Source organism: Mesopusillimonas faecipullorum (assembly GCF_020539505.1).
GTDB lineage: Bacteria > Pseudomonadota > Gammaproteobacteria > Burkholderiales > Burkholderiaceae_B > Mesopusillimonas > Mesopusillimonas faecipullorum.
In genome coordinates this window covers 521,807-547,602 of record NZ_JACDXW010000002.1, presented here as the reverse complement: position 1 = coordinate 547,602, position 25,796 = coordinate 521,807, and the positions used below count along the sequence as shown (strand labels likewise).

Below are 25,796 nucleotides of genomic sequence, written 5' to 3'. Positions count from 1 at the left end.
CTGATACCTGCATTTTAGCCGACTATCGCCCCACGGCCCCAGGGTTCAACCCAGCACGTGCTCCCATAGCTGCCTGACTGCCGCACGTTCTTGCTCGAACTGGCTGGGTTCGGCGCGAGCCATGCTTGCGCCCTGCAAACGTAAAGCATGTTGAGCCTTGCGGTAGACACGGTAGACATCGGAGACGCGCTTTGCGAGATCTGTGGGAATCAAACCGTCTCCAGCCGCCAGCCTTAACAAAGCGATGTTCCCCAGGTTGTCTAACAGCACGGGATGGGCGGCAGCATGAGCCAGCACTAAAAACTGGGTGATGAACTCGACATCCACCATGCCGCCCGGGTCATGCTTGATGTCGAAAAGCTTGCTGCGATTCGGGTGTCCTGCTGCGATCTTGGCCCGCATCTGGATGACTTCGGCCCGCAAGGCAGAAAGATCACGCGGCAACAATAGGATTTCGCGGCGTAAAGTTTCAAAGCGTTCGCCCAGTGCGGCGTCACCGGCAACAAAGCGAGCGCGGGTCAGGGCTTGGTGCTCCCAGGGCCAGGCTTGGGTGCGTTGATATTGTTCGAAACCTTCAAGTGACACTGCCAAAAGGCCGGCATCACCATCGGGCCGCAATCGTAGGTCTATCTCGTAGAGGCGACCGGAAGAGGTAAGCGTGGTGAGCCAGGAGGTCGCGCGTCGGGCCAGTTTGGTGTAGTAGTCGGGCGCTTCAGGATTGGGGTCGTCGTAAACAAAAACCAAATCAAGATCGGAGGCGTAACCTAATTCCTTGCCGCCCAGCTTGCCGTAGGCAATGACGGCAAACTTGGGTTTTTCGGGGGCTTCGGGATGACGGGCGCGTATGGGGGGCCAAACACGCTCCAGCGTGGTTTCCAGAAACAGGTCGGCAAGTGCCGACAGCTGATCTGCCAGCGCCTCGACACTCAGGCTGCCATCAAGGTCTTGGGCCAATAACTGGAAACTGACTTGATGCTGTACGTCACGCATCAGGTTCATTTGCTGCTCGACGTCGGGTGAGCCGTCAGGCAAGACGCAGGCCTCGAGATCGGCGCGTAGTTGCTCGGCTTGAGCCGCGAGGTCTAGAGGTGCCATCAACGAGCGCCATTCGATAAGGCTGTCTAGTAGTAGAGGGTATTGCGTCAGGTACTGCGATGCCCAGGGACTGGCATCCATTAAACGGGCCATGCGGGCCAAGGTGTTAGGGTACTCGGTCAGCAAGGCCAGGTAAGCGCTGCGCTGCGCGATGCGCTCGATAAGCTCAAGCAGACGGCTTAAGGTTTGTGCTGGGTTGCCGGTGGCGGCGGCAGCCTCGACTGCGGCGGGAAGTAGAGCATCCAGGCGAGCGCGGCTGTTATTGGAAAGCTTGCGCACACGTTGACCGTCTAACATGACCTTTATACGTTCTGACATGGCGGCGGCCTGATCGCCCAGATGCTGGCGCAGCAGCTCCTCTAGTGGCGTGTCTGAGCCAAGGTCTGCTTCGGTTGAGCGGGACTGGGAACCCGATTCTTCGTCTTCCCCCATGCCGGCCAAACGAAAAGCATTGCGAAAAACCTGGTGAACGAATTGACGATGGCGGGCTAAGCTGTCTTCGAAGGTTTGACGCGACAGCCCCATCGCGCGGGCCAGAGCCTCCCATTGCTCAGATTGCGTAGGCAGCAGGTGTGTTTGCTGGTCTTCGCGATATTGCAACATGTGCTCAGTGCGGCGTAAGAAAAGATAGGCTTGCTCTAAGCCGTCGGCTACCTCGGCTGGCAAGACGCCAGCCGCTTTTTGCTTATGCAATGCCTTGAGTAAACCGCGTTGTTGCAAAGAGGGTTGCCGCCCGCCTCGGATAAGCTGATTGAGCTGAACAATGAACTCGATTTCCCGGATACCGCCGTCGCCCAGCTTGACGTTGTGGGTGGCTTCTATGCCGGTGCGAGTCAACACCTTGCGCTGCCAGTCTTCGCGTATGCGCTCACGCAGGGCGCGCAGCGCCGCCAGGGCGTCGAAGTCGAAGTACTTACGGTAGACAAATGGCCGACGCAGATTCTCAACGTCTTCCCATTGTTGAACAGGCTGGCTGTCTTCAAATGCCCGGCCCGGCAAATGGCGAGCCTTAAGCCAGGCGTAACGTTCCCATTCGCGACCTTGAGAAATGAGATAGTGTTCGAGAGCCTCAAGGCTCCAGGCCAGGGGGCCGCCGTCGCCGTCTGGGCGCAGTCTAAGGTCGGTACGGAAAACCTGCCCGTCTGCGTCGGGTTCGGACAGCAAAGGCATCATGCGTTGGGTCAGGCGCCCATAGAACTCATGATGGCTGATGCGCCGTCTGCCGGTGGTCTCGCCTTCGTTGCCATAGAGCATGATCAGATCGATGTCTGAGGAAACGTTCAGTTCTTTACCGCCTAGCTTACCCATGCCTAGCACCAGCATTTCTTGGGGCAGGCCGGTGTCGGGATCTATGGGCTTGCCATAAGTCTGCGATAAGTCTTCCATGGTGTGCCGATAGGCCAGGCCTACCGCAAGATCTGCCAGGTAAGTCGTGGCTTGAACTACCTCTGTGAAAGGCGCCATGCCGCCGATGTCACGCACCATGAGGGTGTAAAACACGCGTTGGCGCAGGCGGCGCAGCGTACGACGAATGGCGGCGTCGGCAGACAGTGTGGCGCAGGACTGCTGAAGCTCTTCTTGCCAGAGTGCTATGCGCTCCGGGGTGACGGGGTGTTCGACTGCGGCGATCAGCCATTGTGCGAAGGCTGGGTCTGTATTGGTTTTTCTTTGGAGCACGCCAGACCATTCGCAGGCGGCACTGAAGGCGGGGCAGTCAAACATGGTCAGGAAGTGCAGACGGTTACATGGTTTTCAGGTATAAGTCTTCAAAGATACTGCAATCATCAACGCACCGCCAGCCCATCCGTGCCCACACTCCGTCGACTTTTGCGTTTCCTGCTGTGGACCGGCCTCGTGGTCTATTTTGCGGCTGCGTTGGCTTATCTGGGCTTGCGCTATTGGGCGGCGCCTAGAATAGACGTTTGGCGGCCCTATATCGTCGAGCAGTTCTCGCAGCGTTTCGGTGTGGCGCTGGATGTGAAGCATGTGCAACTGAGCTGGTCCGGCAGCGGCCCGTCGTTTGTCATGCAAGAGGTGCAGCTGCGCGATGGCGATGGCGGGGGTGTGCTGGCGCTGCCTAAAGTGAAGGGCAGCTTGTCTTGGCGCGGCTTGTGGCGAGGCGAGTTGAGTTTTCGCTACCTGGAGTTCGATGGCTTGGAAATCGCCGTCCACCGCGATCAGAACCACACGCTTACGTTTTTCAGCGACTCCGAAGACGACGCGGATCAAGAGGACGAGGGCGTTGATCTCCGGCATCCCCTGGTGCAATGGCTAAGCCATCAAAAATATGTGGTCTTCCGCGACGCCAGTCTGATCTGGTCTGACGACACCCGTGACGGAACGCCTCTACGTTTGGCAGACGTAACGCTTGAGTGGCTGCGTGATGGCGAGACCTATCGGTTGGGTGCGTCAGCTCAACCACCCACAGGCATTGGCGAGCACTTCTCTATGAGTGGGGCTTTCACTTTATCGGGCACGCAGGCTGATATCGAAGATCCCAAAGCGTGGGATGCCCGTCTTTACATCAGGCTCGATGACATGGTGCCGCAGGCTTGGCGCACCTGGGTAGACATTCCTCAGCAGATAGAGTCGGGGCTGCTTAGTGCTCAGTGGTGGCTGGATATCGAGCAAGGCGAGCCCAAAGACATGGCCGTGCAGGCGCACATAGAGCAAGGACATGTGGCTTTAGCCGAAGGCGTGCGTATAGGCTTGGATTCCGCTAGAGCGGTGGTGCGGGGGGACTGGCAAGCCTATATGCAACTCTATCGGGAAAAGGATGCGTTGACGACTGCCGTTGCTACACCGCCACTTTCCCTGTCGCTAGCTTTTCAGGGGCTGGATCTGACCCTGCCCGAGGTCTTTGAAAGCAAGCTAAGGTTTGGCGAGGTAGCGCTGGCTGCTGATTTGCTCCGAGATCCCGCTGATAGCCTGGCTCTGCGTATCAAGGCTGCGCATGTGGTCAACGACGATATGGACGTCAGTTTATGGGGGCGTTGGCAAGAAGGAGCCGCCGGAACTGCTGGTTGGGCAGAGCTTCAGGGACGGTTTGAGCGGGCCAGCATGGCAGCCATACAGCGATATTTGCCGCTTACCGTTGAAGCGGAAGCGCGGGAGTGGATGCGGACCGCCTTGTTGGCAGGGCAGGTGCATCAAGCTGATTTTTTGGTGCGTGGCGAACTGGACGAGTTTCCCTTTGGCGATGAGCAAGCCCCTCAGGCAGCGGGGGCTTGGCGCCTGGATGGCCGTTTCTCGGACGCCATCATTGATTACGTGCCGCCAGAGGGTAAAGAAAAAGGCTGGCCCAGGCTGGAAGATGTGTCGGGCGTCGTTGCCATGCGCGGCAATGATCTACGCATTACGGCGCAGCACGCCCAGGCTTTTCCCGAACCAGGCAAAGCCATAAAGCTGAGTAATGTGCAGGCTCATATTCCCGACCTGTCACATCAGACAACTTTGCATTTGCAGGGTGACACCGAAGCACCAGCGCCGGCCTATCTTGCCCTGATGCGCACCACCCCCTTGGGGTCTTGGTTGGATAATCTGTTTGACGCCACCCGCGCTGAAGGTCTTTGGCGTCTGCCTTTACAGCTGAGTATCCCACTGTTGGATGCTGACGCTACGCGTGTGCGTGGCCAGCTGACACTCAATGACACCAAGTTATGGTTGTTCGATGGCTTACCTGTGTTTGAGAAAGTCAAAGGCGAGCTGGAGTTCTCTGAGTGGGGGGGTACCACCAAGGGGCTGGAGGCACGTTTTCTAGGCGGGCCTGTGACTTTAAAAGGCGGCTTGGGTAAAGGGCAAAAAGGCCTGGGAGCAGTGGGGCGGCTGACGGCAGCGGCCACCAAGCGGGCTTTCGGTCTTGAAGACATGAAGCAAATCACCGGCGAATTGAACTATCAAATGCGCCTGGAACTTAAGCCCGGTGGACGCTATGGTATTACGGCCTCTAGTGATCTGGTCGGCTTAACGCTAGCCTTGCCACATCCGCTGAGTAAGTCTGCAGCAGCAAGCTGGCCTATGGGGGTCAGCTGGATGCCTCAGCAAGGTCAAGGTTCCGCCATGAGTCTGCTGGTCGATGGCGGCAGGCGTATTAAAGCCCGCTTTCTGCGTGATCCCCGTCATAGAGAGAGTTACTTTCGCGCGGCGGCAATAGGTGTGGGGCGTGATATCGATTTACCTCAACAAGGGATGGTGCTAGAGGCGGTAAGCGACACGCTTGATGTGGCGGCCTGGGAGCGTATGCTCACCGAGGCCGAAGATGAAGAGCCCACTGCGTCCGGGAAGGGGCGTCCGACACTATGGCCAGCGCTGAAAAGTGCCCGCATACAAGCGCAGCAGGTGGCTTTGTGGGGCTTGAGCATGAGCGATGCCACGCTTACGGCCCGTCAAGAAGACAAAGGCCAATGGCGTGTTGATGTTTCCTCTCATGAGACCGCCGGCACGCTGTACTGGAGTCAGGCTGGAGATGCCGATGCGGGCAAAGTCCGTGCGCATTTCACCCGCTTGTCCCTGGATGCGGCAGAGGACAAGACGGAAGATGCCCTGGAGCAAGATGAGGAGTGGGGTCTGAGCGGAGAGCTGGATCTGCCCGGCGTGCAGCTGTTGGTTGATGATTTGGTTGTTGTTGGGCGCCATTTAGGGCGGCTAACGCTTGATGGCATCAATGTTGCGCGTGGCCGCTTATGGCGTCTGGATTCTTTGACGCTTGAAAGTGCGTCGGCCAGTTTGAGTGGCCAGGGTGAGTGGCGTTTGGATGGACCCGATCGCGGGCTTACGCTAGCTGCCGCAGCGCAACTCAAGGACGCGGGCGCCTATCTAAACCATATAGGTATGAACGACGTGCTGCAAGGGGGGCAGGGCACGCTCGATATCCAACTGAAGTGGCGAAATCTTCCTTGGCGTTTCAAGGTCGACGACCTAAGCGGTACCGTGCAGTTGGATTTACACGATGGTCGTTTCAGTGCTGTTCAGTCTCGAAGTGTGAAGTTACTCGAACTCCTTTCCATGCAGTCCTTGCAACGCATGTTCAGCCTCGACTTGCGTCCGGGAGCGATGTTTAGCAAAGGCTTTCCCTTCGACCATTGGTCGGGCACGCTGCATATGGATGATGGCGTCATCCAAACCAATGACTATCGAGTCGAAGGGGCTGCCGGCACCATCAGTCTGGCCGGATCGACACGGTGGGATACTGAAGCGCTGGATTTACAGGCCATGGTGGTACCCAAGCTGGATGTCAGTGGAGCCACTTTGGCGGCAGGCTTGGTAGTCAACCCGGTAGTGGGGATAGGTGCTTTCTTGACGCAGTGGATGCTCAAGGAGCCATTGGCACGGGCCATGACGGTGCACTATGAAGTCAAAGGCACTTGGAAAGACCCGCAGATGAAAGAGGTGTCGGTTTCTGAAGCCGCCTCGGACGACAAGGCGGCTTCAGAATAGGCGCTACTGCTTAGTAGACGCCTTGATGCAGCATGGCATCGGCTACCTTGACGAAGCCTGCGATGTTGGCGCCGTCCAGATAGTTAACGCCTTCTGGGCGAGTGCCATAGCGCACGCAATTTTCATGGATATCACGCATGATGTGGCGCAGACGGGCATCGACTTCGTCGCGAGACCAGCTCAAGCGCAGCGCATTCTGGCTCATTTCCAGGCCTGAAACCGCCACGCCGCCGGCGTTGCTGGCCTTGCCCGGTGCATAAAGCACGCCGGCGTGTATGAAGGCTTCAGCCGCATCCATTTGCGTCGGCATGTTGGCGCCTTCGGCGACGCATCGTACGCCGTTGGCAATAAGCGTTTTAGCGTCGTCCAGATCAAGCTCGTTCTGCGTGGCGCAAGGCAGCGCGACATCAACAGGCACGTGCCAGGGGCGCTTGCCTGCATCAAAGCGCAGATTGAGTTCGCGGGCATAAGTCTCAACGCGTTCACGACGGTTGTTCTTGATATCCATCAGGATAGCGAGCTTCTCGGGCGTGAAACCTTCTGGGTCGATCACGCAGCCATGAGAGTCGGAAACCGTGACGACTTGAGCCCCCATCTGCATGCATTTTTCGATGGCGTACTGAGCGACGTTACCGGAGCCCGAAACCGAAACTTTCAAGCCATCGAGAGACAGTTTGGCGTGTTTGAGCATTTCTTCTGCAAAGTACACGGTGCCGTACCCTGTGGCTTCAGGGCGAATGAGGCTGCCGCCGAAGGAAATGCCTTTGCCAGTGAATACGCTGGCGGCGGAATTGGACAACTTTTTCATCATGCCGGCCATGAAACCCACTTCTCGTGCGCCAACGCCGATATCGCCTGCGGGAACGTCGGTATCCGGCCCGAGGTGGCGGAACAGCTCTATCATCAGAGCTTGGCAAAAGCGCATGACTTCGCCGTCCGACTTGCCTTTAGGGTCGAAGTCGGAGCCGCCTTTGCCGCCGCCCATAGGCAGCGTGGTCAGCGCATTTTTGAAGGTTTGCTCGAATGCCAGGAACTTCAAAATCGACAGGTTGACCGAGGGGTGAAACCGCATGCCGCCTTTGAAAGGGCCAATGGCAGAGCTGTGCTGAATACGGAAGGCGCGGTTCACTTGGACCTGACCTGCGTCGTCTACCCATGACACGCGAAACTGAACCAGGCGCTCGGGTTCTACCAGCCGCTGCAGCAGGCCCATTTGGGCGTAGCGTGGGTTTTCTTTCAGGAACGGCCACAAACTACTCATCACTTCCCCGACGGCTTGCATGAACTCCGGCTGGTGCGGGTCACGGGCCTGTACTTGCAGAAGAAACTGATCGAGTGTTTGGAGTTGTGTCATCGAAGTGGCTCTTTAGAGGTTTCGGATATGAAGTCCGAAGGTTGAGAGGGAATGGAAATGTGCCGGTAGCGCCGACGCTGGTGGCCAAACGCAGCAAGCCTCTCGCAATGGAGAGGCTTGGCAGGTATGGGCTTACTTTTTCATCATGTCGAAGAACTCGGCATTGGTCTTGGTAGCACGGATTTTGTCGAGAATGAATTCCATTGCCTCGATCTCGTCCATGTCGTGGATGAACTTGCGTAGCACCCAGACCTTGTGCAGCAAATCCGGCTTGATAAGGAGTTCTTCGCGCCGGGTGCCTGATTTGTTCAGGTTGATGGCCGGGTAGACGCGTTTCTCTGCCAAGCGGCGTTCGAGGTGAACCTCGGAGTTGCCGGTGCCCTTGAACTCTTCGTAGATGACTTCGTCCATGCGGCTGCCGGTCTCGATAAGTGCCGTGCCGATAATGGTAAGAGAACCGCCTTCTTCGAGGTTGCGTGCGGCACCGAAAAAGCGCTTGGGGCGTTGCAGAGCGTTGGCATCGACACCCCCGGTGAGCACCTTGCCCGAAGCGGGTACGACCGTGTTGTAGGCGCGTGCCAAACGGGTAATGGAGTCGAGCAGGATGACGACGTCGCGCTTGAGCTCAACCAGCCGTTTGGCCTTCTCGATGACCATTTCGGCAACTTGCACGTGTCGAGTGGCGGGCTCGTCAAAGGTTGAAGCGACCACTTCGCCACGTACCGTACGTTGCATCTCGGTAACTTCTTCGGGGCGCTCGTCTACGAGCAGCACAATAAGAAAGGCATCGGGATAGTTGGTGGTAATGGCATGCGCCATATGCTGCATCATTACCGTTTTACCAGACTTTGGGCTGGCCACGATAAGGGCACGCTGGCCGTGTCCGATAGGAGCGAAGATGTCCAGTATGCGACCGGTGATGTTCTCTTCGCTCTTGATCTCGCGTTCGAGACGCATGGGACGGTTGGGATGCAGTGGCGTCAAGTTCTCGAACATGATGCGATGCTTGATGGCCTCGGGCTGCAGCCCGTTGACTTTGTCTACTTTGACCAAGGCGAAATAACGTTCGCCGTCTTTAGGTACCCGGACTTCTCCTTCGATGGAGTCGCCAGTATGCAAATTGAAACGGCGTATCTGCGAGGGCGAAATATAGATATCGTCGGTGCTGGCCAGATAGGAAGTATCTGGGGAGCGCAGAAAACCGAAGCCGTCAGGCAGCACTTCGAGAACGCCGTCGCCGAAGATCTGCTCGCCTTGCTTGGCGCGCTTTTTCATAATGGCGAACATGAGTTCCTGCTTGCGCAGACGACTGGCGTTGTCGATGTCCAGGCTGGACGCCATTTCGAGCAACTGCGAAACGTGCAGTGCTTTAAGTTCGGTGAGGTGCATGTGGAGGCAAAAAGGAGGGAGAGTCCGGCTGGGGCGGGTGGTAGGCCCGGAGAGGGCCCACGCGTACGACGGAAAGCCTTAGGCGAAACGGATTTAGACGGATTCGTCCAAGAAGCTGCTAAGTTGGGATTTGGAAAGGGCGCCTACCTTGGTAGAAACTGCCTGCCCGTTCTTGAAGAGCATCAAGGTCGGGATGCCGCGCACACCGTATTTGGCGGCAGTGTCGGGGTTCTCATCGACGTTGAGCTTAGCGATTTTAACACGCCCCTCGTAGAGCTTGGAGGCTTCGTCGAGCAAGGGTGCAATCATTTTACAGGGGCCGCACCAAGCAGCCCAATAATCGACGAGCACGGGCTCGTTGGCATTTAAGACTTCTGCCTCGAACGTGGCATCGCTGACGTTTCGAATCAATTCGCTCATTGTAGTGACTGGTATCTATGAAAGACAGGGAAATACGGCGACGCAGCGGCGGGCTCCCCGTGACACCGTGTGGTTTAATCGTTTGTGGTGCCGAATCATTGCCGCGCGGCGTGGATTTTTTCTAAGCATACCACTGTAGAGGCGAGGCTGCATAGCCGCGTTGTTGCAGTGATTATGCCGGACAGTCGGCATGCTTAAGATAGGGTTGGCATATCGGGGCGATTTCGTCGGCGCATTCTTGTGGGCTGCGGTCGGTCGTATCGATAACGTAATTTGACAGGCTGTAGTAGGGTTCGCGCTCTGCCAGAATTTGGCGCAAGTCTTCATAGGCCTCCGACGTCAGCTGAATCGGGCGCAGGTCACCCTGTGCCTTGACACGGCGCATATGCTCGTCGGTAGAAGCTTTGACCCATACGGTAAAGAACGCCGAACGCAGCAAGTTGAAGGTTTCCGCTTCTGAAACCACACTGCCACCGACTTCAAGCAGCACGCCGGGCATGTTTTCGATGACATGCTGAATCGCCTGTCGCTCGAAGCGCCTGTAGGCTTTTTGGCCTCCTAATGAGAAAGCCTCAGTCAGCGACATGCCGGCTTGTTCTTCGATGACGTCACGCAGGCGCACGTAGCGCACGCGCAACTGAGCGGCCAATAGTTGGCAGAGGGTGCTTTTTCCGGCCCCGCGCAGGCCCAACAAGACAGCGCCTTGATAATTTCGGTCTTTGCGCTCGAAGTGTTGCCGAATCACGGCGTAGACTGCGGCTTGCTCGGCCGGCGCCAGTTGTCGCAGAAAACCATAAAGCCCTTCGTGACTGACTTCTACGACGGGCCGGTCGGCGACGATTTCATGTAAGGGCAAATCGAGCGCATGGGCGATTCGACCCAGAATATCCATGGAGGGATTGGCCTCGCCGCCTTCTAGGCGGGCGAGGTAGCGGTCGGAGATGCCGGTAAGCCGTGCCAGGGTGCGACGGGAAATCCCGCGCCTGGCGCGCAGCCCTTTTACTCTTTGGCTAAGCGCCGCGAGCATGGGCTGGGTGTCAGGCTGGGAGTGGGGAGCATGGGTTTCCGTGGGCATGGCGGGGCGGCGGGTAAGGCTCGGCTTTTAAGCGGTTTTACGGAACATCATTCCAGCACTCTGGGGGTGGGTTTGACCAGGGCTTCGCCCATGGCGACGGTTTCCCGATGCTGGTTGGTGTAAAGAAGTTCAAGTTTAATGAATTTGCGCTTTTCATCCTTCTCTGCCACCCGGGCGCTGGCGCGTATGGTGTCGCCTATTTTTACAGGTTTGTGGAAGGAGCCGCTGATGCCCAGTAACACGCAGCCTTTACCAGGCAGTTGCATGCCGATAACCGGTGCAATTAAGCCCAGGGTAATCGTGCCATGGGCGATGCGGCCGCCGAAGGGTGTTTGGCGTGCGTATTCTTCATCCATGTGCATGGGGTTGAAATCAGCGGTTAAGCCCGCGTACATCACGATATCGGTTTCTGTCACGGTGCGAGATGTGCTTGCGCTGTCACCGATTTCAATCATTTCAAACGTCTTGCTCATCATTCATCCATCAAGTGTTTTTCATAGAGTCGGACAGCTGGCTGCGTAGGACCCGTTTTTGGATTTTTCCGACAGGGTCGCGCGGCAGCGCGTCGAGAAACCACACCCTGCGCGGCAGCTTGTAGCGTGCCAGCTCTGCTGAGCAGAACGAGATGAGCTCATCTTCGGTCATGGGCTCATAAGTACTGAGCGCGACACCTACGGCCTCACCCCACTGAGCGTCAGGGATTCCAAAAACGCTGCACTCCCTGATTTTCGGGTGACGAAAAATCACTTCTTCGACTTCGCGCGGCGAAATGTTCTCGCCACCGCTGATAATCAAGTCTTTCTTGCGGTCTATGACATAAAGGTAGCGCTCTTCGTCGTAGCGACCGATATCGCCGGTATGCAGCCAGCCATCACGCAAGGTATTGGCAGTTTCGTCGGGGCGTTGCCAATAGCCTCGCATTACGTTCGGGCCCCGCGCGATGATCTCGCCAAGCTCGCCCTGAGGGACGGCTTTGCCTTCATCGTCAACAATGCGGGTTTCAGTCAGGAAGAAGTCTTTGCCTACCGATTGCAATTTATGGCGCTGGGTGTCTGCGACGCGTACATCTTCTCTGGGCAGATAGGTCAATAGCGGGGCCGCTTCGGTTAGGCCGTACACCTGTATCAGGCGATCTTCGCCCAGTTGCTCGACAGCTTTGGCTAGCACTTCGGCCGGCACGGCCTGACCGCCCAAAGAGATAGTGTGTAACGAGGTGCCGCTGGAGCCCGAGGCCGCGGGTGGGTTCTCCAGCATGCCTATCAGCATGGTGAACACTGCGGTAACGTGGGTAATTCGATGTCGGTCGACCATAGGCCAGAACCCCGCAGCATCGAAATTTTGCACAATGACGTTATTGCCGCCTACGAAGAATTGGCAGAAAGCCAGGGAGGCTTCCATGGTGTGATAAAGCGGCATGACGTGCAGGCATACGTCTGCAGGCCCCAAGCCGTATCCCATCGTGTGGTTCAGTACGCCGGCCATCATATTGCCGTGCGTCAGCATGACGCCTTTAGGGTTGCCGGTGGTGCCGCTGGTGTAAAAAATGCCGAATAAGTCGTCACTTTTTATCAGAGGGGTGTGATCCAAGCCGTCTTCGGCTTGGGCGTTTAATGCCAGCGGCGCATCCAGGCTTTCCAACTGGTGTGGTGCCAGTTCAGCCAAATGGGCGGCTTCTTGGGCAATGGGTACGAAGAATTCATCCACCCAAAGCAAAGCGCTGCCGCTGTCCTTTAGGACAAAAGCCATTTCGCGTGCGGCCAAGCGGAAGTTGATGGGCACGACGACAATGCCATCCAGCGCGCAAGCAAACATGGCTTTGAGTACGCCGGGATGGTTGCGTGAGAGCACCGCGACTCTGTCGCCCGGGCGTATGCCTTTGTCGCGCATGGCGCGCCGATAGCGACAAACGTCTTGGCCAAATGCCTCGAAGCTTTGAGTTTGTTCTTGGAAGCAAACGGCGGTCTTGCCCGGATACAGGCGGCAGGCGCGCTGCAACAAGGCGCCTATGGTTAGATCCAGCATGAAGTTCTCCTGTACGACAGATCTAGAGTCCGAGGTAGTTGCGCCGCACGGTGTCGTCGGCCAGCAACTGGGCAGCGCTGGCATCAGCCACGACGCGCCCGTGTTCTATGACGTAACCGCGATCGGCTACCGCCAAGGCGGCAGTGGCGTTCTGCTCGACCAATAGAATAGGAACGCCCAATTGCTTGAGGCTGGCCACAACATCCAAGACCGTTTGAATCATCTTGGGGGCCAGTCCCAGAGAGGGCTCGTCCAGCAGCAGCATGGAGGGGCCGCTCATCAGGGCGCGCGCCATGGCGACCATTTGCTGTTCTCCGCCGCTAAGGGCGGATGCCTTGGACTGCAGTTTGCGTTCAACTACTGGAAAGTAGGCAAAGGCCTGTTCGCGGGCTTGTCGTATTTGACTTGAGTTAAGGCGACCACTGTAGGCGCCAAGCCGCAAGTTCTGGTCTACCGTTAGTCCACCGAAAATCTCGCGTCCTTCGGGAACATGGGCCAAGCCCATACGGACGATTTTCTCTGTGGAATGCTTCTCCAGGCTTTGCCCGTTGAAGTGGATCCGGCCGCTTTTCATGGGCAAGAGACCGGAAATGGTTCGTAATAGGGTGCTTTTCCCTGCCCCGTTGGCGCCTAGCAGGCAAACGACTTCGCCTGGGGCAACGTTCAAGCTCACGCCATGCAGAATTGTCATGGAGCCATAACCCGAATGTAGATTGCTGATTTCAAGCATGGGCGGGCTCCTGGGTTTCGGTGCCAAGATAAGCGTCTATGACGCGCGGATCAGCGCGCACCCATGAGCAAGGTGACCATTACTGCCGTCAGCCCCAAGGTGGCCATGGCAAGGTAATAGCCTTTCAGGTGCAGCACGGCACGACCGACGACCCAGGAAACCGCGGTGCTGGCTAACAGGCCAACCCCTAAAGCAAGGACAGGAGGCAGGCCATAACGGGTGGTGAGGATGGCGGAGCTATAGGCGCCGATAGCGAAGAAAGCGCCATGACCCAGTGTGATCAAACCCGCTAAGCCGACTACCAAGTCGGCGCTGACGGCGAGAATGACGAAAATAGCAATGCCAGTCATCACGTCGGCAACGAAATGCGATAGTTGGCCGAACGCCAGCGGCATAAGCGCCAGCAAGATGAAGACGAAGCTGTAGATAGCCAAACGACGCATAGTCATTACATGCCTCCTTTGTCGTCGGTGCCGAAAAGGCCGTTCGGGCGCCACAGCAAAAAGCCGATAAGGAACAAGAAGACGATGGCGTCGGCAAATTCCGAAGAGACGAAGCCCACGATATAGGCTTCCATCAGACCAATGGCAAAACCACCGACCAGCGCCCCCGCAGTGCTGCTCAGACCACCCACGGCCATGGCGATGAAGGCTTTGACCATGGGTAAGGTGCCAGCGCTATAGCTGACGAACAGCAGTGGCGCGATGACGGCCCCGGCCAAGGCGCCCAGCGCCACACCACTGGCCCACCCGAAGCGGGTGAGGCGGCTGACGCTGATGCCTACCAGGCGAGCGCCTATGGGCGCTTGTGCAGCGGCGCGCATGGCAATGCCCAGCAAGCTGTACTCAAAAAAGTACCAAAGCGCAGCAAATACCGCCAAAGCAATCAGTATTACGATGATGACTTGCGCAGAGAGGAAAGCCCCCAGGACTTCCAATGGCGGCAGCCCGGTGAAAGGGGGCACGACATGAGCCTCGCGCCCCCAGATGGGCAGCGCAATACCTTGCAAGCTGATAGAAAGTGCGATCGTCATGACGATGACGGTGCCCACCCCTTCGTGGCGTACCGGGCGGATGACGCCGCGTTCTATCACCATGCCTAACAGCGCTGCAATGGCGAGCGTAGCGGGTAATGCTTGCCATAGAGGCCAGCCGAGTTGATTGGTGAACGTGGCAAGCGTCAGGCCGCCTATGACGAAGAATTCGCCTTGCGCAAAGCAGACGATCTTCGAGACTTTGTAGACCATGACCAGGCTGACAGCGATCAGGGCATACACGGCGCCGAGGGTCAGACCGCTGAAGGCGGTCTGGAGCAATACAGTGATATCAGGCATGAGAAGGTTCTTGCAGAAACTGAGCCATCGGAAAGGCAGAGCAGACTTATTCGACGGTGATCCAGCCTTGAGCCGAAGGCTTGAGCAGAATCAGATCGTCGGCGGAGGTGCCGTGATGGTCTTGTGCGGACATGCGATACACGCCGCCGTAGCCAGGCATGTCTTGAATGGACTCTATCGCGTCGCGTAAAGCCTTGCCGTCTGTGGATTTCGACTTGCGCAAGCCTTCTGCTACCAGCAAGATGCTATCTGCCGCCATACCGGAAAAGTAATTGCCGGCTTCGTTGTATCGGGCTTGATGCGCTTTCTCGAACTCGGTGATAAGAGCATGGTTGGGGGCGGAGGCGGGGATGGCATCCGGGGCACCCAGCTGCCCTGAGGGCACAATGATGTCCGCATTCAAGGGGGCGACCATTTTCAGAAAGCCCGGGGTGGCGTTGCCATGGGAAACCAGCAAAGGCACGTCGAAACGGATTTGCTGCATATTGCGGGCCACCATGGCGGCAGACTCACCGGTAACGAACGAGAACACAGCGTCAGGCTTGCGGGTGCGCAGCGAGGCTAGCTGAGCGGTAAGGTCGGGCGACTGAGGGTTGAAACGTTCGCTGGCTACGATTTCCAGGCCATGTTTTGCGGCTGCGCTTTCGGCTGCCGTAATACCGATATCGCCCAGCGGGCCCACAGGCATCAGCAAGGCAATGTTTTTCTTGCCTGTGTTTGCAAAATATTTAAAGGGTCTTTCTACCGCATAGCCGGTTTGGTGCGCGGAGTTAAACACGAAAGGGTCTTTGGCAGGGTCAACGTGGTAGCCCGAACTGATAACGGCCGGTACCTGGTTTTCCCGGGCCACAGTGGCTACAGCGCCTGACATAGGAACGGATGCGGTGCCCACCAATGCGATGGCGCCATCACGGCTCAGGGCGCGTTGAGCGGCTCTGGCAGCCCCTTCTGGCGTGGACTGGTCGTCGTAGGCGACAAGGCGCAATTGGTGGCCATTGATGCCCCCTTGCTGATTAAGAAGGTCGACCTGAAGCTCCGCTGCTTTTTTATAGTATTCGCCCAGCCAGGAAAGGCCCCCAGTCAGCGGGTAAACGGCACCTATGGTGTAGGTATCGGCTGCGCTGGCCAGCAGCGGGGCCGCAGAAGCGACCAAGGTCTAAGTAAACGGGAAAAACGCTTGGGCGACATAGTTGTCTCCTGAAGATGCCATGGCGGGCATAAAAGGGCTGTGTAAGGCTATTTTGTGAACAATAGTTTTGTTTTTGTGGGATTCTATCGATAAAAATAGTTTTAAACAATACTTTAACCAAAAAAAGATGACATATAGTTCTTATCTTTTGAGGGACGTAAAATACTGGTTTTTCATCCACTGTCAGGAGCTGATTTGGCTACCGCTCGTTACGACGAATCCTCCGTCCAGGTACTTAAAGGTCTGGAACCCGTACGTCAGCGTCCGGGCATGTACACGCGCACCGAGAATCCGCTGCACATCGTCCAAGAGGTCATAGACAATGCTGCCGACGAAGCGCTGGCGGGGTATTGCTCGCATATAGAGGTCACCCTGCATAAAGATGGCAGCGTGTCGGTGCAGGATGATGGCCGGGGGATACCGGTGGGCTTGCATCCCGAAGAGCAGGTGCCGGTGGTTGAAATCGTGTTTTCCCGTTTGCACGCCGGCGGCAAGTTCGACAAGCAATCGGGCGGGGCTTACGCGTTCTCAGGGGGCTTGCACGGCGTAGGCGTGTCGGTGACCAATGCTTTGTCCAAGCGGCTGGAAATCACCGTCTGGCGTGACGGGCAAGCGCATGGCCTGGTCTTTGCCGATAGCCACGTGCTGGAACCCTTGACGGCGCAAGGGTCAGTGCCCAAGCGCAAAACAGGCACCCTGGTCAGAGTGTGGCCGGATCCCGTTTATTTTGATCATGCATCTATTCCCTTGAGCGAGCTTGTGCGGGTGCTGCGCAGCAAGGCGGTGCTGCTGGATGGCGTAAAAGTCACGCTACGAAACGAGAAAAACGGTGATGAGCAAGTCTGGCAATACGACAATGGCTTGCGTGGCTATCTAGAAGAAGCTTTGGGTGAAACCGATTTCATCGTGCCGGTTTTCGAGGGTAGTCAGTACGCAGGTAAGGACGACGAAAACTATGCTTTGGGGGAGGGGGCTCATTGGGTCGTGGCCTGGACGCCTGAAGGCGGTATCGTGCGCGAATCCTATGTCAACCTCATAGGAACACCGGCAGGTGGCACGCACGAAGCGGGTTTGCGCGATGGTTTGTTTCAGGCGGTAAAGTCCTTCAGCGAATTGCATAGTCTTTTGCCTAAGGGCGTTAAGTTATTGCCTGAAGACGTTTTTGCCCGTGCAAGCTTCATGCTGTCGGCCAAAGTGCTGGACCCTCAGTTTCAGGGGCAAACCAAAGAGCGCCTGAACAGCCGCGACGCAGTGCGCTTGGTGGGTACTTATGTGCGACACGCGCTTGAGCTCGCGTTGAACGCCGATGTCGAGACCGGTCGTAAACTGGCCGAGTACGCCATACGTCAGGCACAGGTGCGTGTGCGTTCGGCGCAAAAAGTAGAGAAACGCAAAAGCTCGGGGGTGGCGGTGTTGCCGGGCAAGCTCACGGATTGCGAGTCTTCCGACAACACCCGTACGGAAGTTTTCCTGGTCGAGGGGGACTCTGCCGGAGGCTCGGCCAAAATGGGGCGTGACAAGGCGTTTCAAGCGGTACTGCCGTTGCGTGGCAAGGTGCTTAACGCCTGGGAGGTCGAGCGTGATCGCTTGTTCGCCAACAACGAGATCCACGACATAGCCGTTGCCATCGGCGTTGATCCGCATGGGCTGACGGACGAGGTTGACCTTTCAGGTCTGCGCTACGGTCGGATATGCATATTGTCCGATGCCGACGTCGATGGTTCTCATATACAAGTCTTGCTGCTGACTCTTTTCTTCCGGCATTTTCCCAAGCTGGTCGAGGCGGGCCACGTGTATATTGCGCGCCCACCCTTGTTTCGTGTGGATGTCCCGGCTCAGGGTAAACGGCCTGCGCGCAAGTTGTACTGCCTGGATCAAGGTGAACTGGATGCTTCTTTAGACAAGTTGCGCACAGAAGGTGTGCGCGATAGCGCTTGGCGCATCAGCCGTTTCAAAGGCCTGGGTGAAATGAGCGCCGAGCAACTGTGGGAAACCACCATGAACCCCGATACGCGCCGATTGATGAGAGTGACCTGGGGTGAGCTCGGTCGCGACGCCACGGTGCGCATGTTCGACATGCTGATGGGCAAGGGCGAGTCGGGGCAGCGCCGCGTTTGGCTGGAAGAAAAAGGCAATCTGGCCGAAGTCGACGTCTGATCCGACGCCCTCGGACAAAATCATTTACGCGCTGCGCGACGGTGCAGCTGCTAGGGCAGCGACGAACACTTGAAGGAAGTGCAAAACATGGATGGAACGCAAACAGGTCTGTTCGAGGAAGGCGGCCAGGGCGATGATGAGGCCCTGAGCCTGGGCCTGTATGCCGAGCAGGCATACCTGGATTATGCGGTTTCGGTGGTGCGGGGCAGGGCATTGCCTGAAGTGGCGGATGGCCAGAAGCCTGTTCAGCGCCGTATCCTTTACGCCATGAATGCCATGGGCCTGGGGACGGGTGCCAAGCCGGTAAAGTCGGCCAGGGTGGTGGGTGATGTGCTGGGTAAGTATCACCCTCACGGCGATCAGGCGGCCTATGACGCCATGGTGCGTATGGCGCAGTCCTTTTCACTGCGCTATCCACTGATAGATGGGCAAGGTAACTTTGGCTCGCGTGACGGCGATAATGCCGCCGCCATGCGATACACCGAGGCCCGGCTGACGCCGTTTTCGCGCTTGCTGCTGGACGAACTCAACGAGGGTACGGTTGACTTCGTTCCCAACTATGACGGCAGCCAAGAAGAGCCCCAGCTTTTGCCTGCGCGTTTGCCTATGGTGCTGCTCAATGGTGCATCGGGCATTGCCGTGGGCATGGCCACCGAAATGCCGCCCCATAACTTGCGCGAAGTGGCCAAGGCCTGCGTAGCCTTGCTCAAACAACCCAATCTTACTGACCAGGCCATCGCAGACTTGGTGCCGGGGCCAGATTTCCCGGGCGGTGGGCAGATTATTTCCTCGCCCGAAGACATTGCCGCCATTTATGCTTCGGGGCGTGGCTCTATCAAGGTGCGTGCACGATGGCACTTCGAAGAAATGGCGCGTGGCCAGTGGCAGATGGTGGTAGACGAGTTGCCGCCCGGCACTTCCTCGCAACGTGTTCTTGAAGAAATCGAAGAGCGTACCAACCCCAAGGTCAAGGCCGGCAAGAAGGGGCTCTCTACCGAGCAGCAGAACACCAAGGCTTTGATGTTGGGTATGTTGGATGCCGTGCGCGACGAGTCTGGCAAAGATGATGCTGTGCGTCTGGTGTTTGAACCCAAGACCAGTCGGGTAGGAAGAGACGAATTCATCAATTTGCTGCTGACGCAAACCAGCCTGGAAAGCAACGCTTCGATCAACCTTGTGTGCCTGGGTACCGATGGCAGGCCAGGTCAGCGTTCATTGCGTAGCATTCTGAGCGAATGGCTGCAGTTCCGCACAGCCACTGTCACGCGACGCAGCCGCTTTCGTCTGGATAAAGTGCAAGACCGTATCCATGTGCTGGAAGGCCGCTTGGTCGTGCACCTGAATGTGGACGAGGTCATCGCCACCATTCGCGAGGCGGAGGAGCCCCGCGAGGCGCTGATGCAGCGCTTTAAGCTGACAGAGCGCCAGGCGGAAGACATTCTTGAAATGCGCCTGCGCCAATTGGCGCGTCTGGAAAGCATACGCATAGAGCAGGAACTAGCCGAACTGCGAGGCCAGCAGAGTACTTTGCAAGGTCTGCTGGATGACCCTGTTGCCTTGCGCAAGCTTATTGTCAAAGAGATCGAGGCCGATGCCAAACAGTTTGGGGACGATAGGCGCACATTGATCGAAACGGCCGAGCGCGCGGTGATGGAAACCAAGGTGGTGGATGAACCCGTTACCGTCGTCATGTCGAGCAATGGGTGGCTGCGTGCACGTCAAGGGCATGGGCACGATACCGCCCAGTTTTCTTTCAAGCCGGGTGACGGTCTTTATGACGCCCGGCCTTGCCGCAGCACCGATACCTTGCTGGCATTATCAGAAACAGGGCGTGCTTACTGCGTTCCTGTGGCCTCGCTGCCTTCGGCTCGGGGCGATGGTCAGCCTATAACGTCCATGATAGACCTTGAGGCAGGTACCCGGGTTGCACACGTGTTGGTGGGCGATGAAAGCCAACGCGTACTGCTTGGCACTGCACAGGGGCTGGGTTTTCTTACGCGTTTAAAAGACATGCACACTCGTCAGCGCGCCGGCAAGCAGTTCATCAATCTTGATGACAAGGCTGAACTGTTGCGTCCTCTGTATGTCCAAGAGGGTGACACGCATGTAGCGATGTTCACCAAGAGCGAACGCCTACTGGTGATCGCCCTTGACGAGGTTCGTGTGCTGGCCGCTGGTGGGCGCGGCACCACCCTCATGGGTTTGGACGACGGAGACCTGATTGATCAGTGGGTTACATTCGGCCCGGCGGGTTTAATGCTTGAAGGGGTCTACCGCAACCGTGAAACCCAGCGTGTCTTGACAGCAACCGAGCTACAGGCCTACCTTGGTAAACGTGCTCGCAAAGGCAAGGCGCTGGCGCTGAAATTCAAGCAGCTGGTCTTGCGTCGTGCCTGAAACGTAAAATGCAAAGCGGAATCACATTTTCTAAGGCGTCCCGATGAAAGTAGCGGTACTCGGCAGTGGCATCATTGGCACTTCCACAGCCTGGTGGCTGAGCCAAGCAGGTCACGAAGTTGTCGTGTTAGAGCGCCATGGCGGGCCCGCGCTGGAAACCAGCCGTGCCAACGGCGGCCAAATCTCAGTCTCTTACTCAGAGCCTTGGGCCAACCCCCATACTTTGCTCAAAGTGCTCAAGTGGCTGCTCAGAAATGACGCGCCCATGGCTTTTCGCCCCCGTTTGGATGTGCGCCAGTGGATGTGGTGCGCAGCTTTTTTGCGCGAATGCCTGCCCCAGCGTTTGCCGGCCAATATCCAGGCCATGGTGGCCATGTCCGAGTACAGTCTCGAAACCCTTAAGGCCATGCGTGCCGAACTGGACATAGAGTATGCGCATCAAGCGCGTGGCATACTTAATTTTTACCGTAGCGCAGGCGACTTCGAGGCCTCGCAAGAGGCCGCAGGCCTGATGCGTGATTACGGACTGGATCGCCGTATCGTCAACGTAGACGAAATGCTTGAAATCGAGCCCGCTTTGGCCCAGGCGCAGGATGCCTTGGTGGGGGGGGATTACACGCAAGGCGATGAGTCTGGTGACGTTTACTTGTTTACCACGGCCTTGGCTGCCAAGGCGCAGCAAGCCGGTGTGCAGTTTCGCTTTAACTGTGACATTACCCGTCTGGATTCCCAAGCTGGGCAGGTGCAGGCAGTAGAACTCATAGGCCCTGATGGGCGCTTCGAGCGTCTGACTGCGGATGCCTATGTGGTCGCCATGGGTAGCTGGACACCGCATTTGGTTCAACCCCTGGGGGTGGCTTGCCCGGTTTACCCTGCAAAAGGTTATTCAGCCACTTTCAAAGTGCTAGACACTGAAGGCGCGCCGTTTGTCAGCTTGACCGACAGCGCCAATAAAGTGGTGTACTCGCGGCTGGGGGAACGCCTGCGCATGGCTGGCATGGCAGAAATCGGTGGCTACTCACGTGGTCTGAATGCTGCACGCTGTAACCAGATGACGCGTTTGGCGCGCGAGCTGTTCCCAAATGTACTTGATTTTGATAATGTAGATTATTGGTCGGGTCTACGTCCCACCACGCCCTCCAACGTACCGCTTATTGGTCGTACGCGTGTTGGCAAGTTGTATCTAAACACAGGTCACGGCACATTGGGCTGGACTATGGGTGTTGGGTCTGGCAAGGCCCTGGCAGACATTATCTCCGGTAAAAGGCCGGAGCCTGACTTTCCCTTTCTAGGTTAGTTTTTCATGACGATATCCGGTTTCATGCTTCGTGCCCGCGATTTTCAGACTGCCGGCATGGTAGCCGCTTTGTGCGCGGCGTTTTCATTGGCGGATCCTGCATCGGCAGCTACCCGCATCGAAGTCTGGCATGCACTCAATACGCATAACGCCAAGGTTTTCGAAGACATCGTCAAACAGTACAACCGCAAGCAGGACGATGTCGAGGTTACCCTGCAACGATTTGCCTCCGCCAACGAAATCGAAGCCACTCTGGCTCAGCAAGCCAAGGGCAAAGCCAAAGATGTGCCCCATTTGGTGCAGCTTGATGACAATCGCTCGCCTGAAGAGTTGGCCGGACGACCCTATATTCAGCCCTTGTATACACTGCTTGCCAAGCATCCCCTGAAACAAGCGGATTGGTTCGTGGCCCCCGACAGCGGTTTGCTGCGCGATAGCAAAGGTCGCGTGCTGGCTTTCCCGTACATGCTGCGTGTGCCTGTCATGTACTACAACACCGATGCTTTCAAGAAGGCCGGCATCAGCCCGGCATCGCCCGATCGTTCCTGGTCCGGCTTGCAGGGGCAACTGGTCGACTTGGCCAACAAGGCGACTCGTTACTGTCCTGCGGCAAATGATCAGCCGGCCTCACTCAATCTGGAGAACCTGGCGGCTGTTAACAATCAGTTCTTCACCGGTAATAAAAGCTCCTCGCCGTCTTTCAGCTTCGACGTGGTTTACGTACGCCATTTGGCGCTCATGATCAGTTGGGTGCGCAGCGAACTGCTGATTAAGCCCGGCACCGAAGATCAGGCCGCTAATCGTTTTGCCAAGGGCGAATGCGCTGTTTTGCTGTCCGACTCCAGCAATCTGGGCTGGTTCAGCGATCAGCGCAACCTCTCGTTCGGGGTTTCCGGCCTACCTTATTATCCAGAGGTCACCCGCCAGCCTGGCAGTCCTTTTATCGATGGTTCCGCTTTGTGGGTAACGTCGAATCACGGTAAAACCGAAGAGGCTGCAACGGCTAGTTTCCTGGCGTGGCTGGCCGACCCTGCACAGGCTGCCAAGTGGTATCAAAATACCGGTTTTCTGCCGCTTACCAAGCAGGCCTTCAACGCTACCGATGCGGCTTACTACAAGAACCTTGGGCAATGGCGGCAGTTGGCCGGTATTTATAGCCAGCAGCATGCCGCTACGACCAAGGCTTTCAAAGTGCGCAACTATCCCAAGATTCGTGCCATGTTCCACGAAACCATGCGAACCGCTCTTGACGGCAATCTTCCCGCAATGACGGCCTTGTCCCAAGCCTCCAGCAATGCTAATCGTTTGATGAAAGAGAAATGAGCATGGATTTATCGCAGTTTCCCATCACCCAGAAATGGCCGGCGCAGCATCCCGATCGTATTCAGTTGTACTCGCTGCCCACCCCCAATGGCATCAAGGTTTCAATTGCACTTGAAGAGCTCGGCTTGCCCTACGAGGCGCATCGCGTGGGCTTCGAGAATAACGATCAGTTGACGCCAGAGTTTCTTTCGCTGAACCCTAATAACAAGATTCCCGCCATCATCGACCCTCAAGGGCCGGGGGGCAAACCTTTGCCCTTGTTCGAGTCGGGTGCCATCTTGTGGTATTTGGCGGAAAAAACAGGGCGCTTGATGGCTGCCGATGCAAATGGGGATGCCGCCGATGCGCAAGCAAAGAAATTTGAAACCCTGCAATGGCTGATGTTTCAGATGGGCGGGGTAGGGCCCATGTTCGGCCAACTGGGCTTCTTTCATAAGTTTGCTGGTAAAGAGATCGCCGATAAGCGGCCCCTTGAGCGCTATGTTGCCGAAAGTCGCCGTTTGTTAGGTGTGCTTGAAACCCGGCTGCAGGGTCGTCAGTGGATCATGGGCGATGATTACACGGTGGCTGACATTGCCATATTCCCGTGGGTGCGCACTATGGTGGGTTTCTACGAGGCCGCCGAACTGGTGGGCATGAAGAGCTTCCCCAATGCGCAGCGTGCGCTGGATGCCTTCCTTGCGCGGCCAGCCGTGCAGCGGGGGCTGGATATTCCGCCGCGGCAAGCACCGGGCAAGTAAAACGGCGCCTCATAAAGACATGGCGATTCCCGTCCCGTTCTCTGCATCGCCCAGCGCAGTCGCTGGCTCGTTGGGCCAGCAAGAGCGGGACGACTTGGCTCGGGCTGTGATGCTGCTCGAAAGCCCCTCGTTGACCATACAGTTGGCCAATCTGGTGGGCACGCCTATCGAGTGGGGCATGGCGCGTTTGCCCAAAGCGGCTCGCAATAAAGTTCAAGGCTTGGTTCAGATTGCCCTTACTAAAGCCGTATCAGCAGCCTTGCTGGGTTTCAAGGATGAGCCCTCTCGTCAGTCTTCGCCGCGCCTGCATGCATTGGCTACAGCGGCTTCGGGGGCGGTAGGCGGTTTTTTCGGTACTGCTTCTTTGGCCGTCGAGCTGCCGGTGACCACTACGCTGATGATGCGGGCCATCGCCGATATCGCACGTAGTGAGGGCTTTTCCCTTGCGGATCCGGCTGTGCAGGCCACTTGTGTCGAGGTTTTCGCTTTGGGCGGTAAAACCGCCGACGATGACGCCGCTGATTCGGGTTACTACGCTTCGCGTGGGGCTTTGTCCGAGGTGCTTAAGCATACCGCCCGTGAGTTGACTGGTTTGGCTGCCAAGCGAGCCGGGCAACAAGTGGCGCAGGCAGGCTCTTCGCTCCAGACCGGTATTTGGTTGGCGCGCATGATAGACGCCGTCGCAGCGCGATTCGGCGTGGTGGTTACCGAGAAGCTGGCGGCTCAAATTGTGCCAGTGGTCGGTGCAGCCTCGGGCGCGGCCATCAACACTTTGTTTACCCGTTATTACCAAAGCGTGGCAAAAGGCCATTTCATCGTCAGACGGCTTGAGCTTCAGTACGGCGAGGCTTTGGTTCAGCAAGAATACGAGGCGATATTGGTGCGCCGTCGCTTGGCTCGCTGACTTGTATCTGGGCTGGTTTTTACCCTCTGGGGTGATGCGCGGCATGCAGTGTTTTCAGGCGCTCGCGTGCAACGTGTGTGTAGATTTGCGTGGTGGAAATATCAGAATGACCCAACAGCATCTGCACCACGCGCAGGTCTGCCCCATGATTTAAAAGATGGGTGGCAAAGGCATGCCGTAATACATGCGGCGAAAGCGGTACGGTAATAGCGGCACGCAGGGCATACTTTTTTATCAGTAGCCAGAACGCCTGACGTGTCATGGCCTGAGCGCGTGCCGTGACGAATAAGGCATCGCTTCGACGCGCACCCACCAATTCGGGGCGCGCTTCGCGCAAATAAGTTTCTAGCCAGTGTGACGCCTCTTGGCCTATGGGCACTAATCGGTCTTTGCCGCCTTTACCCATATTCACTCGCAAAATGCCTTCATTCAAGCTCAAGTCGAGCAGATTCAGGCTCACGAGTTCGGAAACGCGCAAGCCTGTGGCGTATAAGGTTTCCAACATGGCTTTGTCGCGCTGGCCCAAGGCGGTGTTGGGGTCCGGGGCTTGCAACAGGGCATCCACTTGGGCTTCGGAGAGCGTCTTGGGGAATCGAGCGGATTGCTTTGCTGCTTTAAGCGCCAGGCAGGGATTTTCGGCAGTCAGGCCGTGTCGCAAGGCCCAAAGATAATAGCGCCGCAATGCGGCTAGTCGGCGGTTTGCCGTGCTGGCGCGTGTTTGGGCGTGATTGGCGGCAAACCACTCTTGAATATCGGCGGCTTGAGCCTTGGGCAAGCTAGTGCCTTGTTGTTGCTGCAACCATTCCGCAAAAGCTGTCAGATCACGCCGGTAAGCGGCGAGGGTGTTGGCGGCCAGACCGTCTTCGAGCCAAACGGCATCCAGAAAGTCAGCCAGAGTGTCAGGCAGGTTTTCGCTGGTTTTCATGATGGGTTGC

At 57.2% G+C, this 25,796-nt stretch carries 20 protein-coding genes; 7 read left to right on the top strand and 13 right to left on the bottom strand.

Annotated features, from left to right (window positions below; translation table 11 throughout):
• Window positions 1–45: 45 nt before the first annotated feature.
• Complete coding sequence (gene glnE, locus H0484_RS05890) at window positions 46–2,817, bottom strand: bifunctional [glutamate--ammonia ligase]-adenylyl-L-tyrosine phosphorylase/[glutamate--ammonia-ligase] adenylyltransferase (protein ID WP_226953595.1); 2,772 nt, start codon at window positions 2,815–2,817, stop codon at window positions 46–48.
• A gap of 84 nt (window positions 2,818–2,901) precedes the next feature.
• Between glnE and H0484_RS05885 the strand changes: the two genes are divergently transcribed.
• Window positions 2,902–6,531, top strand: a complete 3,630-nt coding sequence (locus H0484_RS05885) for a YhdP family protein (protein WP_226953593.1) — start codon at window positions 2,902–2,904, stop codon at window positions 6,529–6,531.
• Window positions 6,532–6,541: 10 nt separating this feature from the next.
• Here H0484_RS05885 and gdhA read toward each other — a convergent pair whose 3' ends face one another.
• The 11 genes from gdhA to H0484_RS05830 all read right to left on the bottom strand — a co-directional run bounded on the left by gdhA (window position 6,542) and on the right by H0484_RS05830 (window position 16,007).
• On the bottom strand, window positions 6,542–7,885 hold the full coding sequence (gdhA, locus tag H0484_RS05880) for an NADP-specific glutamate dehydrogenase (RefSeq protein WP_226953591.1): 1,344 nt from the start codon (window positions 7,883–7,885) through the stop codon (window positions 6,542–6,544).
• A gap of 132 nt (window positions 7,886–8,017) precedes the next feature.
• The gene (rho, locus tag H0484_RS05875) at window positions 8,018–9,274 is read right to left on the bottom strand and encodes a transcription termination factor Rho (protein ID WP_226953589.1); all 1,257 of its coding nucleotides are present in this window, start codon (window positions 9,272–9,274) and stop codon (window positions 8,018–8,020) included.
• A 93-nt stretch (window positions 9,275–9,367) separates the two neighbouring features.
• Window positions 9,368–9,694, bottom strand: coding sequence for a thioredoxin TrxA (trxA, locus tag H0484_RS05870; RefSeq protein WP_226953587.1), 327 nt, complete (start codon window positions 9,692–9,694; stop codon window positions 9,368–9,370).
• Between the two features lie 172 nt (window positions 9,695–9,866).
• Window positions 9,867–10,769, bottom strand: a complete 903-nt coding sequence (locus H0484_RS05865; RefSeq protein ID WP_226953585.1) for a shikimate kinase — start codon at window positions 10,767–10,769, stop codon at window positions 9,867–9,869.
• A gap of 47 nt (window positions 10,770–10,816) precedes the next feature.
• Window positions 10,817–11,242 carry a MaoC family dehydratase gene (locus tag H0484_RS05860; protein ID WP_226953584.1) on the bottom strand — a complete coding sequence of 142 codons (426 nt, stop codon included), beginning with the start codon at window positions 11,240–11,242 and terminating at the stop codon, window positions 10,817–10,819.
• A 10-nt stretch (window positions 11,243–11,252) separates the two neighbouring features.
• A complete protein-coding gene (locus H0484_RS05855) occupies window positions 11,253–12,791 on the bottom strand; it encodes a class I adenylate-forming enzyme family protein (protein WP_226953582.1) in 1,539 nt (512 codons plus the stop codon).
• Between the two features lie 22 nt (window positions 12,792–12,813).
• A complete protein-coding gene (locus tag H0484_RS05850) occupies window positions 12,814–13,521 on the bottom strand; it encodes an ABC transporter ATP-binding protein (protein ID WP_226953580.1) in 708 nt (235 codons plus the stop codon).
• Window positions 13,514–13,582 (bottom strand): ABC transporter ATP-binding protein C-terminal domain-containing protein, encoded by a 69-nt coding sequence (locus H0484_RS15240; RefSeq protein WP_226953723.1) that lies wholly within the window; start codon window positions 13,580–13,582, stop codon window positions 13,514–13,516. Before H0484_RS15240 ends, H0484_RS05850 begins: the two co-directional genes overlap by 8 nt.
• On the bottom strand, window positions 13,572–13,970 hold the full coding sequence (locus H0484_RS05840) for an ABC transporter permease subunit (RefSeq protein WP_226953578.1): 399 nt from the start codon (window positions 13,968–13,970) through the stop codon (window positions 13,572–13,574). The genes H0484_RS15240 and H0484_RS05840 overlap by 11 nt, the downstream gene beginning before the upstream one ends.
• Window positions 13,970–14,854: a branched-chain amino acid ABC transporter permease gene (locus tag H0484_RS05835; RefSeq protein WP_226953576.1), complete on the bottom strand. Its 885-nt coding sequence runs from the start codon at window positions 14,852–14,854 to the stop codon at window positions 13,970–13,972. Before H0484_RS05835 ends, H0484_RS05840 begins: the two co-directional genes overlap by 1 nt.
• A 46-nt stretch (window positions 14,855–14,900) precedes the next feature.
• Window positions 14,901–16,007 carry an ABC transporter substrate-binding protein gene (locus tag H0484_RS05830; protein ID WP_226953574.1) on the bottom strand — a complete coding sequence of 369 codons (1,107 nt, stop codon included), beginning with the start codon at window positions 16,005–16,007 and terminating at the stop codon, window positions 14,901–14,903.
• Window positions 16,008–16,238: 231 nt separating this feature from the next.
• On the opposite strand from H0484_RS05830, the gene H0484_RS05825 reads away from it, so the two are divergent.
• The 6 genes from H0484_RS05825 (at window position 16,239) to H0484_RS05800 (ending at window position 24,861) form a co-directional block, all read left to right on the top strand.
• A complete protein-coding gene (locus tag H0484_RS05825) occupies window positions 16,239–18,200 on the top strand; it encodes a DNA topoisomerase IV subunit B (RefSeq protein WP_226953572.1) in 1,962 nt (653 codons plus the stop codon).
• An 87-nt stretch (window positions 18,201–18,287) separates the two neighbouring features.
• The gene (gene parC, locus H0484_RS05820) at window positions 18,288–20,597 is read left to right on the top strand and encodes a DNA topoisomerase IV subunit A (RefSeq protein WP_226953571.1); all 2,310 of its coding nucleotides are present in this window, start codon (window positions 18,288–18,290) and stop codon (window positions 20,595–20,597) included.
• 43 nt (window positions 20,598–20,640) lie between these two features.
• On the top strand, window positions 20,641–21,894 hold the full coding sequence (locus H0484_RS05815) for a D-amino acid dehydrogenase (protein ID WP_226953569.1): 1,254 nt from the start codon (window positions 20,641–20,643) through the stop codon (window positions 21,892–21,894).
• A 6-nt stretch (window positions 21,895–21,900) separates the two neighbouring features.
• Window positions 21,901–23,217, top strand: coding sequence for an extracellular solute-binding protein (locus H0484_RS05810; protein WP_226953568.1), 1,317 nt, complete (start codon window positions 21,901–21,903; stop codon window positions 23,215–23,217).
• A 2-nt stretch (window positions 23,218–23,219) separates the two neighbouring features.
• Window positions 23,220–23,957, top strand: coding sequence for a glutathione S-transferase N-terminal domain-containing protein (locus H0484_RS05805; RefSeq protein WP_226953564.1), 738 nt, complete (start codon window positions 23,220–23,222; stop codon window positions 23,955–23,957).
• A 19-nt stretch (window positions 23,958–23,976) separates the two neighbouring features.
• Window positions 23,977–24,861, top strand: a complete 885-nt coding sequence (locus tag H0484_RS05800; RefSeq protein ID WP_226953563.1) for an EcsC family protein — start codon at window positions 23,977–23,979, stop codon at window positions 24,859–24,861.
• Between the two features lie 19 nt (window positions 24,862–24,880).
• Here H0484_RS05800 and xerD read toward each other — a convergent pair whose 3' ends face one another.
• Window positions 24,881–25,786: a site-specific tyrosine recombinase XerD gene (xerD, locus tag H0484_RS05795; protein ID WP_226953561.1), complete on the bottom strand. Its 906-nt coding sequence runs from the start codon at window positions 25,784–25,786 to the stop codon at window positions 24,881–24,883.
• Window positions 25,787–25,796: the final 10 nt, after the last annotated feature.